Raw genomic sequence first — 12,352 nt, 5'->3', positions numbered from 1 at the left:
CGGGAACCAAGATGGTCGGCGACATCACCTACATTCCCACCTGGGAAGGCTGGCTGTACCTCGCGACCGTCCTCGACTGCCACACGAAAGCCGTCATCGGCTGGGCCACGGACGACAACTACAAGACCGGTCTCATCGACACCGCCATCACCATGGCGGCCCGTAACCACCAGCTCACCGACGGGGCTATTTTTCATTCGGACCGCGGAAGTAACTATACGTCTGCCCAGTTCGCTGCTACCTTGAACAGACTCGGGATCCGCCAGTCCGTCGGCCGGACCGGGATCTGCTACGAGGTGAGTCAGCGGCGGGAATTTNACCCNCCGCTGCTCTCAGAACCCGGCGTGACAGTCTCCCGTCACCGGGCTCCCACCGTCGAACCAGTAGGCATCGCGCCGTGCTTCCAGTGAGCAAACATCGCCGGGAACGCCGATGCTATCTCGGCCAGTTTCCGACGGGCTTTCCCTTTGGCGCGGCGCAATCGTTTGTATTTCCGCATCGCCCACTTCACAAGGAAGGGGTTGATCCGCTGGCTTAGGAAGTGCATCAGCCTGGACTTGTAGAAGCGTCCGTAGTAGCCGATCCACCCGGCCACGATAGGATTGACCATCGCGGCGAGACCCCGAAAACCCAGACTGGTTCTGCGACCCAGCTTCCATTGCCGGATGACCCGTGCCATCGACTTCAGCGCCGCCTTGCCGACCAGCGGGACGAATCCGCACATCAGCACACCGTCACGCCGCCGGATGGGCGCACGACGAAAGTCGAAACCCAGGAACGTGAAGCTCGTTACCGGGTGTTCTTCATCGCGCCCGTCCTGCTTGCAGTAAACGATCCGAGTCTTGTCCGGGTGACAGCGTAACCCGAACTCCAGCAACCGTTTCTCAACGACGTCGCGAATGTACTTCGCCTGCCGCTGACTGTAACAGTGCAGGACGATGTCGTCGCAGTACCTCTCGAACCGCACCACTGGAAACCTCCTGGCAAGCCAGGAGTCCAAAGCGTAGTGCAGGAAGAGATTCGACAACAACGGTGAGATCGCCGAACCTTGTGGAGTTCCCTTGATGGGAGTGACACGGCTACCGTCCGGGTGCTGAACCGGCGCGACCAGCCACCGTTTCACGTACAGCACAACCCATGTCAGATTCGTGTGCTTCTCCACTGCGGCGATGATCTGAGCGTGCGGAACGTTGTCGAAGAATCCCTGGATGTCCAGGTCGACCACCCAGGGACGCCTCCAGCACCGCTGTTTGCACACCTCCACCGCGTCCAGCGCAGACTTCCCTGGACGATAACCGTAGGAATCGGCGTGGAACACTGGATCCACGCCCGGCTCCAGGATCATGGCCACGGCTGTCTGCGCTATCCGGTCGGCGATAGTGGGCACGCCGAGGATCCGTGTGCCACCATCTGGCTTCGGGATGGAGACGGCCTTCACCGGCTCCGGGAAATAACTCCCCGACGACATCCTGTTCCAGAGCTTGAACAAGTTGTTCCGAAGATCCTGTTCAAATTCCGTTAGAGACTGCCCGTCGACCCCTGCCGCTCCCTTGTTGCCGCTGACCTTCAGGTATGCTTCCCATATCAGCATCTTCGGAATGTCAAACGACTTGCCCGCTGATCTTGTCTCGCCCACGCAATTCCTCCCGTTTCTGGTTGATCGCTGGACGAAACTCGACGGCACGTCCCCTTCGCTCCGCGCCCATTACAGGCGCTTCATCACTAGTACGGGACGTTCCGCCCTCCTGGCCCGCACCCGGTACTCTATGGCTCGCGGATTAGCCGCTTGCCGGTCTCCTGGTGGGTTCCCGCTCCAATCCGCGGGCCCATGTCGGGCCGAGGAGTTCTCCTGTTCCGTTGCAGAGCCCAAGCCAAGCTCGCGCCATCTTCATGCCGGGCACCGCCAGAGCAGTAGACAGGTTTCCCTCTGGCTTATCCCAGGACAGCATTAAGGCCCTGGTTTTGATACCACCTGGCTTAACGACACGTCATCGATGGTTCACTCTCGTTCGCCTTCTTGGCTCATACCTGCCGCCTCTCACGACGGCTTTTCCACGGACGTTCACCACCATGGCTCATTCACCACAGCAGCTCGTGGCGGTTTGACACCAGCACCTGTATGCCGATGCCGAAGGGCCTACCTTCATCTCTGCAACAGCATGGTTGCTGTTGAGTACTCCTCCTTCCATCTCGGAACCTCCTCCAGCTCCCTTCAGGACACACCAATGCAATGGCCGAATCGTTCTTCGCGGCCCTCAAGAACGAACGCGTCCNCCGCACNGTCTNCCCCNCCCGCGAACACGCCCGCCGCGACATCACCCGGTACATAGAACTCCGCTACAACACGACACGCCGCCACTCGGGACTCGACTACCGCACCCCACGACAGGTCCACGACGAGTATCTGAAAAAGCAGCCGCAGTCTAAATCAGCTTAATAGAGACTGTCCGGATTAAATAAGGCACACCAGAATGGGCGGCGTCGAGCCGGCGGGTCGATGTGCTGGTGAGATAAGCCGACGATATCGCGGCGTTGTGTGCCACCGAACAGGCGGCACGCGAGGCCGTCCGCCGTATCGGCATCATCCTGGAAAGGTTGGGGCTGCGGTTGCACCCCGGCAAGACCAGGATCGTATGCCTACGGGAAGGACGTGAAGGCTTTGACTTCCTCGGCTGGCATCATCATATGGTGCGGTCGTGGAGACAGCCCCGGCGTTTCTACCTGATGCGGTGGCCGTCGGCGGCGGCGATGCGGTCGATCCGGGTGCGGATACGCGACGCCACGGATCGACGTTTCGTCGGTAAGTCGTTGGCGGACCGAGTAGGGGTTCTCAATCGGCTTCTACACGGCTGGTCGGGTTACTTCGCCGCGGGGAACCCCTCCCGGGCGTTGACGTCGCTCGACAGCTACGTCCACCTGCGGCTTGCCATCTTTGCCAGCAACAAGCACGGCCAGCCTGGTCGGGGTTGGGCCGGGCGTCATAACGGCGCCTGGCTCGCCCGACTCGGTGTGTTCCGCCTCTCCGGGCGGACACGGTGGGTGACCGCGCATGCCTCGCGGTGAACGGTGTCGGAGAGCCGTGTGTGGGAGAACCACATGCACGGATCGAAAGGGGCCGCTGGCGAAGCCGGACCTCGTGGCAGCACAGCGCCCACGCGCTGCCGGACGGCGAAAGTGTCCGACGGAAGCCCCGTCGACCCCGTCCCGGCCACAGGCCCTGACCAGCCAGCGGCCTACCTCACTCAGGCTGTCCGTTCCTAAGGATCATGTCTGGCGATCAAGACCTGATCCGGGCCTGGACAACTTCGATGGGAATCCGGCGAGGGCCGTCCGGCGTGTCGCGCAAGCGGCGTCACTCGGAGCGTCGCGTTCTTCCCAAGGATCATGGCAGGCAGCGCCGCCCTGACCTGGTGCACGACAAGTTCGATGAGACGCCGGCGGCCGGATTCTCGCGGAAGTTGGTTCTTTCCGTGGCAGATCCGCGGTGGGCCTGGCACCCGGCCGTCCGAAACCATGATCCAGTGGGAAGGTGCCAGCTCTCCCGAGACTCCGAACCATCGCAAGCACGTCATACCAAGCATAGCCACCACCCGCTGGCCAGACCGACTGAGAATCGGCCAGGTCCGTCGAGGATCGACGAGAAGGTGCTGTGATCAGTTGGAACGGACACAGGCTGAGCCGAGTCGGGCCAGTTTCAGTGACACGAAGCACCAACGGGTCATCTTCGCTGGCACAGGAGCCAGGTTCGATGTCAACGGACATCAACCACGGGTTCCTGTGCGGTGGGTGCGTGGCTCAGCCTGAGGCCTTCTTGATCATGGCGTCACTGTCCGCCGCATGGCTGGCCAGGTGCGTCAAGAACTGTCAGAGGTGTCAGGCAACATGTGGACTCACCTGCCGTCGACCGAAGTCTGACAAAAAGCAAGGAGTTCAATGTTTCAGGAGGTGAGATGGCGATGCGGCTGAGGGTGGCCGTGCGCTCGTCCGCAAAGGAGATTCCCTGGCGGAGTGTGCAGACGCCAGGACGTGGCCTGTGCTACGCGATGCTTCGGCAGCTCGAACCGACGCTGGCCAGGGCGTTGCACGACGATGGATGGGGCGCGCACCGGATGGTCCCGTTCGGCTATGGGCCGCCGACGTTTCCGCATGCGACCCGGGCTCGCGGGCGCTACACGATCGGCGGACCGGGCTATTTAGATCTTGGTAGCCCGCTGTTCGCGCTGGTCGAGGCATGGGCGAAGGTGCTCGTCGGCACCCCTTTGATCGAGTGGGGCGGGGTGGCGCTGCGGGTGGGTGGTGTCGAGCTGATCGAGTCCCCGTCGTTCGAGTCCGGCCAGGCCGTCCTGCGCACGGTGACGCCCGTGGTGGTGAAGGGCTCCGGGCGGGGACCGGACGGCGTTCGGACGACCAGGCAGGCTTTCCTGCTTCCGGGGGAGCCTGAGTTCGCCGGCTACTTCGCGGCTGGCCTACGTCGTAAGGCCGAGACCATCGGCGTGGATCCCGGCGTGACGGTGGAGGAGATCACCTGGGTCGGTGCCCGCCGTGTGGTCGACGCGGGCAAGGGCGCTAAGGTCGGCGCTCCGCTTGAGGCGAGGCTGCGCGGCGCCCCGGAGACGCTGCGGGCTCTGTGGTCGTGGGGCCTGGGCCAGTCCACCTCGGTTGGCTTCGGCTGGGTCGGAGCATGACGGGGAACGCTGAGGTGGACGGGTTGATCGTCACGCAGCGACAGGTCGTCCTCACCGCTCACCCGTTGCAGCGCATCGGCGCGTTCGCGTTGTCCGCGCTGGCGGCCAAGCTCACCGGCCGAGGCGGGAACGTCCGTGATCCCGGGGATGTACCTGCGACGGACTTCGATGCCGCGGTGGAACGGATGATCGAGGACGCGGTCGCCGCCGCCGAGGCCGGGCGGCTCCGCGCGGACAGCTTTTGGCTCAAGGCCAGCGGGTCGTTCTTCCCAAATTCGAAGATGAACCACCGGTCGACGCTGCCGATGCGTTCCCGCGCGGAGAACACGGCGCGGGTCCGGGGGTGGCGCACCATGCCTGATCCGGCCACCTGGCCGCAGGTGCCGTGTGCGTTGTGCGGGCGGGCTGCCGTCGCCTTCTACGGGAAGGTGGACGTCCCGCTCATCGACGCCGCCGGCTACTGCAACACGACACCCCGCGGGCATGAAGGGCTTGCGTTGTGCTGGCCGTGCGTCTGCTGCTTCCACGCGTTGCCGTACGGCAGTCGCCTCACCGGCGGCCCCAGCGCCGGCGTGCACAGCTGGGACGACGAGTTCCTTAGCACTACGACACGAAGTCAGGTCAGACGGTCAGCGGGGGAAATCAGCGGCTTCGGGGTGGCCAGGTCCGCAGGTCGCTATGAGCACGAGCGGACCGCGTTGCTGGCGCTGCGCCGCTACGACCGTCGGCTCCTGGCCGGTGTCGAGGTGCTGGTGTTCAGCAACTACAACCTCAGCGCGAGACTGGACATTTATCGGGTGGACGAGGCGCTCGCCGAGTGGCTCCGGTCAACTCTGCGAGATCCGCAGCGGCGGCGGGGTTGGCGCGCTCTCCTGGCCGCCTATCAGGCCCCGCCGGTGTCGGGCAGCCGGCGCCTTGCCCGTGACGCCTTCCAGCGGCCGTGGCGGATCCTCATCACGGCGGCGGCCCGCCTCACCGACGTTCCCGGCCCGCGCGCGGTCCTGCGGTTCGACGCGGATCTCGCCGCGCTGACCTACTCCTACCTCCGCGAGGTGATGGATGTGAACCAGGCTGACATCGACCAGGTCGAGGCGCTGGCCGCCGAGATCGCCCAGGAGATCATCGCGGATGAGAGCGCTGGGCCGCTGATGACCTTCCGTGTCGCCTCCCGCCGCGTCGTGGCGCTGCAGAAGTGGCTGGAGAACAAGGCCGTGCGGCGCGCGCTGCGGATCGGCGCGGACGAGCGGTCCGCTCCACTGATCAGCACCGCGCAGTTCCGGCTCCTGTTCGACCCCGACGGCCAGGGCTGGCTCTATCGACGGCTGCTGCTCATCGCCGTCCTGAACGCGTTGCACAAGGAGGGCTGGCGGCCGGCGGACGCCGCCGACGCCGCGGCGGACCTCCCGGATCCTGATCAGGAAGTCGAGCTCGCCCGTGAGGACGACGAGATGGTGGAAGGAATAGAGCAGTGACCTTTCTGGTGGGCAAGGCCGTCGTCGACGTGAAGGCGGGGGCGCCGAACAACGGGCTGGCGGACGACAACGTCTCCCGGGTGAAGCAGCTGAGGGTGGGCCGCGACGTCTACCCCTACGTCTCTGCCCAGGCGTTCCGCCGATGGTTGAGGGATTCGGTGCCCGCGCAGGAGCCGCGTTCGGGTGTGACCCGCAGCGGGGCCGGCAAGAACCAGCAGGCGCACACCGAGGGTCGCCCGGACCGCTACTTCGACGACGACCTGTTCGGCTACATGGTGGCCAAGAAGGGGGCGGACGCGGCGAAGACCTGCCAGCGGGACACGGTGTTCGCCACCGGCACCCTGCTGTCGATCGCGCCGCGCTGGCCCACCCAGGACTTCGGCACGATGAGCCGTGGATTCAAGGCCGGCGAGAACCCGGTCATCCACGGCCACGAGCTGTATAGCGCCGAACTCGGCGCCGATCTGGCTCTCGACCTGCCGCGTGTGGGCACCTTCGAGACCGGCGGGTCCGGCCTGAAGATTGCCCTGACCGCCGAAGCGGCCAAGGAGGCAGCGGCGCAGGGGGCCAGCGCGCTCACCTTCCGGGGGTCGCCGGCGCTGCGGCTGCCGCTGGCGGAGCGGCGTCGGCGTGCGAGCCTTCTCCTGCGCACCCTCACCTCGGTTCGTGGCGGCGCGAAGCAGTCGCTGCACTATGGGGACCGCGCTCCCGCGTTGCTGCTGCTCGCCCCGATGAAGGGCGGCATCAACCCGTTCACCCGCATCGTCGGCCTCCGCGACAGCCGGATCGTGGTCGACGCCCGGGTGCTGAGGGAGGAGCTCGCGGTCTGGCGGGACGAGCTCGACGGCCCGATCTACCTGGGCTGGGCTCCGGGTTTCCTCGGTGGGCAGCGGGACGATATCCGGGTCGAGCTGGGCAAGGAGATCGAGGACGGTCAGCTACTGATCGACCATCCTCGGTCGTTGTTCAACCGCCTCGCGGACGAAATCGAGGCCGGCCGGCGCGACTCCTGGTTCGACGACCCCACCTCATGAGCCCGGACATGACCCCGTCCAGCGAGGTGTCCGGGGACGAACGGGAGGCGTTGGAGGTCACGGTCACGGCGCCCATCGCGTCGTTCCGGGATCCGCTGTACTCCGCGGTCGCGGTGACTCTGCCCTGCCCGGCTCCGGCGACCGTTGGCGGCCTGCTCGCCGCGGTCGCCGGCGGGTGGGACGACGTGGATCCACAGCTGCGCTTCGGGATGGCGTTCACCGCTCAGGCCGCCGGGATCGATCTGGAGACCCACTGGCCGCTGGAGATCCGGGGCACCTTCGGTCAGCCGGTGCCCCGCGAGCACCACTTCCTCGCCTTCACCGAGCTCACGATCTGGATCACGGAGGATGTGGTCGGCTGGGAGCGGCGCTTCCGCCGGCCGGTCTGGCCGCTGCGGCTGGGACGCAGCCAGGACCTGGCGACCGCCCGTGCCCGGCGGGTGCGCCTGCACCGCGGCACTGGGGTGGTGGGCGGTGCGCTGTTGCCCGCGAAAGCGGGCCGCGGCGGGACATTGCTGCAGCTGCCAACCGCGATCAGTCGGGACCGGTCCCGCACCCGCTGGGACACCTACCGCCACCGGCTCTCGGTGGCGGCCAGTGGCCGCCCGGCCCCGCAGGCCCTGTCCGATGCTCTCGTGGAGGGCTGGGTCACTCAGGAGGGGCGTGCCGTCCACCTGCTGGCGCCCACCCATCCGATGCAGGCGGAGGCAGTGTGATCGGCCCGCCACAACCAGGCAGGAATCTCGAGGGCGCGAGGGGTCGACAGGAAGCAGCCTCCATCTCCGACACCAACGGCCACCCGGCGGCGCCCAGTTTGTCGGCGTTGTCCGCGCTGTTGGCCAAGCCGCCGACCAGGACGCAACCGGCGGGGGAGCCGCTCACGGACCACCTCGGCGCCACGCTCGACGCGCTGTTCGCCGTCCAGCGGCGCATCGGCACCCTGCACGTTCTCGACACCGGTCTGCGGGAGCGGTTCTGGACGCTGGCCGCGTGGGCGGCACTCCTGCACGACGCCGGCAAGATCGCCGACGGCTTCCAGAGTATGATGGCGACCCGCATCGGTTGGGGTCACCGCCACGAGGTCCTCTCCCTGGGATTTCTCGGTTGGCTGGTCGCCGAAGCCGAGGATCGGGCCTGGGTCGCGACGGGTGTCGCGACGCATCACCGCGCCCTGGGCGGCGGTGAAGGCCGGCCATCCCTGAGCCAGCTGTACCCGGCCGACATCACCGCCGAGGAACTGGCCCGCATGCTGGGCCCGTATGACGCGAGCGCCACGGTCACCCTGGTCACCTGGATGCGTCAACGGGCGACCAAGGACGGGCTGCTCGCCAGGCCGTCCGGACTTGCCACGGATGTCCGATCAGGAGAGTTGGTCACGCGGGCACACCGACACCTCAAGGATCTGCTGCATACCTGGGTGGAGGAGGCGGTGCCCCGTCCGGCCGGGCTCGCCGGCGTCCTGTTACAGGGCGCGGTGACGATGGCGGACCACCTCTCCAGCGGGCACAGCACGCTACGCACCGAGCAGTCGTTCGACGCCGGGTATCCGGATCGGCTGACCGCCCGCCTCGCCGGGGACGGCCATCGGCTTCGGCCGCATCAGCTCGCGGCCGCCCAGGTCAGCGGCCATCTGGTGCTGAGGGCCTGGACCGGCTCGGGCAAGACCGAAGGCGGTCTGCTGTGGGCCGCACGCCAGATCGATGAGATTCGGGCTTCGACGGGCGGCACCCCGCGGCTGTTCTACACGCTGCCCTACCTCGCGTCGATCAACGCGATGACGGACCGGCTCGCCAGCGGAGACCTGCGGGAGCATGGCGGCGCCGAGGCAGTCGGGGTGAGCCACTCCCGCGCCGCGTCCTACCACCTCGCCCGCTCCCTGTGCGGCGCGGACGAGGATCCGCTCAGCGGCGGGTCTGATTCCGGGGTCGAGGCACGGGCCGCACAGAAGGCGGTGGCCCGCGCGGAGGCCACCCGGCTGTTCCGGGAACTCGTCCGGATCGGCACCCCCTACCAGCTGATGCGCGGCGCGCTCGCCGGCCCGGTGCACGCCTCGATCCTGCTGGACAGCGCGAACTCCGTGTTCGTCCTCGACGAGCTGCACGCCTACGATCCGACGCGGCTGGGCTACCTGCTGGCCACAGCCGCCTGCTGGACCGAACTCGGCGGCAGGGTCGCGGTGCTCTCCGCAACCGCGCCGAACGCCCTGATCTCCCTCGTCCGCGAGACCCTGACCGCCACGTCCACACATACCGAGCCCGACCGGCCGGCGCCGCCGGAACTGACCGTGGTGGAGGCCGACTATCAGACGGCGCCTCGCCGTCACCGCCTGGTGCGACGGCACGAGCACCTCACCGACCCGACCACCGTCGAGCTGATTCGACAGCGGCTGGACGCCGGCCAGTCCGTCCTGGTCGCGGCGAACAACATCGCCGACGCCCAGCTCCTGCGAGCAGAGCTCACCGACTACGACGGATGGCTACTACATTCGCGTTTCCGGCGTACCGACCGCACCCGCATCGAGCAGGCGATCATGTCGCACTTCCGATCAGGCCTGCGACCGGATGATCGGCGCGAGGGCCTGGTCGTCGCCACCCAGGTCGTCGAGGTCTCCCTTGACGTGGACTTCGACGTCCTGTTCACCTCCGGCGCCCCACTCGACGCGCTCGCACAGCGCTTCGGCCGGGTGAACCGGACCGGTACCCGGCCACCGGCCGACGTGGTCGTCTGCCGCCCGGAGATGCGCCCGCGTCGGGCGGATCAACGTTCCAGGACCGCGCGGATGCCCGCGCTTTACGCCGATGGGGTGTACGACGAGGAACCGACCCGGCTGGCCTCGAAGATCCTCGACGCCCACCACGGCACCGAGATCAGTGAGGAATCCCTCGTGCGCTGGTTGGACAGCGTCTACGACTCGCCGTGGGGCGAGCAGTGGGCCCAAGACGTTCGCCGCGCGCGCGAGGCCTGGACCAGTTCCTTCTTCTCCTGGGAAGAACCGTTCGCCGATCGCACCTGGGCGGCAGCGAGATTCGACGAGCTGTTCGACGGAGTCGAGGGAATCCTCGCGCAGGACAGGGATGAGTACGCGGCCCGGCTGCGAGGCGGTGGCTCCAGGAGCACCGGTCGCCTGCTCGCCGCAGATCTGCTGATCCCACTGCCGAACTACGCGCGGGGCCTCGGCCGGTGGGACCGAGACCTGGACGTTCTCGTCATCGATGGCCAGTACAGCGAGACCGACGGGCTCACGGAGATCCAACCGTCGCGGCGTGCCACGGTTAGCTACGAGCTGGGTGAGCTGATCTGATGGACGCCCAGGATGTGGGAGGCGTGCACATCAAGTACCTGCACCACTGCCGGCGCCAACTCTGGCTGTACGTACGCGGAATCCGACCGGAACACCTCAGCGCACGGGTCAAGCTGGGTGAGGCGGTGCACGACACCGCGTACGGACGCTTCCAGCCGGTCGACCTCGGCGCGGCGCGACTCGACCACCTGGACGGAGACCTCTGGGTACACGAGGTGAAGTCCTCCCGGAATCCGACGCAAGCCGACGAGGCGCAGGCCATCCACTACTGCCACCGCCTCGTCGAACTCGGAGTGCAGGCACGAGGCGCCATCCTGCACTACCGGCCGACCCGCCGGACCCTCCGGCTGCCCTTCGACGAGCCGCGGCAAGCATCGGCAGCGGCGGACATTGCCGAGGTGCTGGCCGTAGCCGGTTCGGCCTCGGCGCCCAAGCGACTCGACCGACCCCGCTGTAAGGGCTGCAGCTTCACCGACTACTGCTGGACGGAATGATCCTTCGTGCCTGAAGCCGCCAGAACGTACTGGCTGACCTCACCCTGCCGCATCCGACGCAGGGACTCCACCCTCGCGATCGAACGCGAGGACGGGACCCGGGTGCACATACCGATCACCGACGTGCGAGACATCATCGCGAGTGCCCCGGTCGACATCAACACTGCCGTGATCAACCTGCTCAGCCAACACGACATCAGCCTTCACCTCCTCAGCTACTACGGGGATTTCGCTGGCTCGGTGCTGCCGACGCAGCCCCACGTCTCCGGGCAGACCGTGCTGGCGCAGGCACGGGCCGCGACCACGCCGGAGATCTCCCTGACCATCGCCGCATCCCTCGTCCGGGCGGCGGCGTTCAACGTGCGCCGGGTCGTCGACCGGACTGCTCTACGGCGCCCCCTGGAACGCCTCGAAGAAGGCGTCGACCTGGCCGGAGACACCATGCAGCTCATGGCGGCGGAGGGCAACTTCCGCAGGACGGCATGGACGGTGCTCGACACGAAGCTTCCCGACTGGCTCCGCCTGGAGGGCCGCAGCCGCCGACCACCCGCCAACGCAGGCAACGCCTTCATCAGCTATGTGAACGCGATCGTCTATGCGCGGGTCCTCACGGCAATCCGGCTCACACCGCTGCACAGTGGAATCGCGTTTCTGCACAGCTCGGTGGAACGTCATCGACACTCCCTGGCCCTCGACCTCGCGGAGGTCTTCAAGCCGCTGTTCTCCGAGCGACTCCTCCTGCGCCTGGCCGCCCGCAAGCAGCTGCTACCTGAACACTTCGACGCCACCGTCGGCAACGCCAGCCTCTCGGAGACGGGCCGCAGGTTCGTGCTGCAGACGGTACGAGACGAGCTGGGGGTTACGGTGGAGCACAGGTCGCTCGGCCGCCAGGTCGCATACGACGAGCTGATGTACCTGGAGGCGCTGAAACTGACCCGCGCCTGCCTGGAGAACGAACCGTACAAACCGTTCCGCATCTGGTGGTAAGCGATGTTCGTGATCGTCGTCTACGACACGGCCGTCGAGCGCAACGGCACGGTGCTGAAGATCTGCCGCCAGTACCTGCACCACGTCCAGCGCAGCGTGTTCGAAGGAAACCTCAGCCCCGCCCAACTCCTCCGCTTCCGCCGCCGGATCGAGGATGTTATCGATCGTTCCTACGACCATGTCCTGATCTACACACTGCCACCCGGCGCCGACGCCGTTCGGGAGAGCCTCGGCGCCGGCTGGGCTGCTCCAACCGACATCATCTGACTCGGTGGCCACGCGGCGTCAATGTCACCGTTATGACATGATTGCGAGAAGTTGATGTCAGACCGCCGGATCGCTGCAGATCACACCCATCCCAGCCTCCCGACACGCCGTC

Annotated in this window: 10 protein-coding genes and 3 pseudogenes; 12 read left to right on the top strand and 1 reads right to left on the bottom strand. The window is 66.8% G+C overall.

Annotation, left to right across the window (positions count from 1 at the left end; translation table 11 throughout):
- Window positions 1-11: 11 nt before the first annotated feature.
- Window positions 12-317 (top strand): annotated as a pseudogene (locus FF36_RS41255) (DDE-type integrase/transposase/recombinase); the annotation flags it as partial.
- 41 nt (window positions 318-358) lie between these two features.
- Here the strand turns inward: FF36_RS41255 and ltrA are convergent.
- Window positions 359-1,636, bottom strand: a complete 1,278-nt coding sequence (gene ltrA, locus FF36_RS27685; protein WP_044888137.1) for a group II intron reverse transcriptase/maturase — start codon at window positions 1,634-1,636, stop codon at window positions 359-361.
- Between the two features lie 594 nt (window positions 1,637-2,230).
- On the opposite strand from ltrA, the pseudogene FF36_RS41250 reads away from it, so the two are divergent.
- From FF36_RS41250 to cas2, 11 genes and pseudogenes are all read left to right on the top strand, one after another.
- A pseudogene (locus FF36_RS41250) lies at window positions 2,231-2,273 on the top strand (hypothetical protein); the annotation flags it as partial.
- A gap of 18 nt (window positions 2,274-2,291) precedes the next feature.
- Window positions 2,292-2,437: pseudogene (locus FF36_RS41245) on the top strand (IS3 family transposase); the annotation flags it as partial.
- Window positions 2,438-2,724: 287 nt separating this feature from the next.
- Window positions 2,725-3,063, top strand: a complete 339-nt coding sequence (locus FF36_RS33510; RefSeq protein WP_199865530.1) for a group II intron maturase-specific domain-containing protein — start codon at window positions 2,725-2,727, stop codon at window positions 3,061-3,063.
- Between the two features lie 887 nt (window positions 3,064-3,950).
- Window positions 3,951-4,685 (top strand): CRISPR-associated endoribonuclease Cas6, encoded by a 735-nt coding sequence (locus FF36_RS27680; protein ID WP_242422944.1) that lies wholly within the window; start codon window positions 3,951-3,953, stop codon window positions 4,683-4,685.
- The gene (locus FF36_RS27675) at window positions 4,682-6,157 is read left to right on the top strand and encodes a hypothetical protein (protein ID WP_044888136.1); all 1,476 of its coding nucleotides are present in this window, start codon (window positions 4,682-4,684) and stop codon (window positions 6,155-6,157) included. The genes FF36_RS27680 and FF36_RS27675 overlap by 4 nt, the downstream gene beginning before the upstream one ends.
- Entirely contained in the window at window positions 6,154-7,191 is a 1,038-nt protein-coding gene (cas7i, locus tag FF36_RS27670) for a type I-B CRISPR-associated protein Cas7/Cst2/DevR (RefSeq protein WP_044888135.1), read from the top strand. The genes FF36_RS27675 and cas7i overlap by 4 nt, the downstream gene beginning before the upstream one ends.
- Before the next feature lie 8 nt (window positions 7,192-7,199).
- On the top strand, window positions 7,200-7,907 hold the full coding sequence (cas5, locus tag FF36_RS27665; protein WP_044888142.1) for a CRISPR-associated protein Cas5: 708 nt from the start codon (window positions 7,200-7,202) through the stop codon (window positions 7,905-7,907).
- A 98-nt stretch (window positions 7,908-8,005) separates the two neighbouring features.
- On the top strand, window positions 8,006-10,492 hold the full coding sequence (locus tag FF36_RS27660; RefSeq protein WP_044888134.1) for a CRISPR-associated helicase/endonuclease Cas3: 2,487 nt from the start codon (window positions 8,006-8,008) through the stop codon (window positions 10,490-10,492).
- Window positions 10,492-10,986, top strand: a complete 495-nt coding sequence (locus FF36_RS27655; protein ID WP_044888133.1) for a CRISPR-associated protein Cas4 — start codon at window positions 10,492-10,494, stop codon at window positions 10,984-10,986. The genes FF36_RS27660 and FF36_RS27655 overlap by 1 nt, the downstream gene beginning before the upstream one ends.
- A 6-nt stretch (window positions 10,987-10,992) precedes the next feature.
- Window positions 10,993-11,973, top strand: coding sequence for a type I-B CRISPR-associated endonuclease Cas1b (gene cas1b / locus FF36_RS27650; RefSeq protein ID WP_044888132.1), 981 nt, complete (start codon window positions 10,993-10,995; stop codon window positions 11,971-11,973).
- Between the two features lie 3 nt (window positions 11,974-11,976).
- Window positions 11,977-12,240: a CRISPR-associated endonuclease Cas2 gene (cas2, locus tag FF36_RS27645; protein ID WP_044888131.1), complete on the top strand. Its 264-nt coding sequence runs from the start codon at window positions 11,977-11,979 to the stop codon at window positions 12,238-12,240.
- Window positions 12,241-12,352 lie beyond the last annotated feature (112 nt).

The sequence above is a fragment of the Frankia torreyi genome (genome assembly GCF_000948395.1).
Classification (GTDB): domain Bacteria; phylum Actinomycetota; class Actinomycetes; order Frankiales; family Frankiaceae; genus Frankia; species Frankia torreyi.
This window is presented reverse-complemented; position numbering and strand designations above follow the sequence as displayed.

Excerpts from the sequence above, each read along its gene's own strand:
- FF36_RS33510 (WP_199865530.1), top strand. The coding sequence starts at position 2,725 with ATGCGGTGGCCGTCGGCGGCGGCGATGCGGTCGATCCGGGTGCGGATA.
- FF36_RS27680 (WP_242422944.1), top strand. The coding sequence starts at position 3,951 with ATGGCGATGCGGCTGAGGGTGGCCGTGCGCTCGTCCGCAAAGGAGATT.
- FF36_RS27675 (WP_044888136.1), top strand. The coding sequence starts at position 4,682 with ATGACGGGGAACGCTGAGGTGGACGGGTTGATCGTCACGCAGCGACAG.
- cas5 (WP_044888142.1), top strand. The coding sequence starts at position 7,200 with ATGACCCCGTCCAGCGAGGTGTCCGGGGACGAACGGGAGGCGTTGGAG.
- FF36_RS27655 (WP_044888133.1), top strand. The coding sequence starts at position 10,492 with ATGGACGCCCAGGATGTGGGAGGCGTGCACATCAAGTACCTGCACCAC.
- cas2 (WP_044888131.1), top strand. The coding sequence starts at position 11,977 with ATGTTCGTGATCGTCGTCTACGACACGGCCGTCGAGCGCAACGGCACG.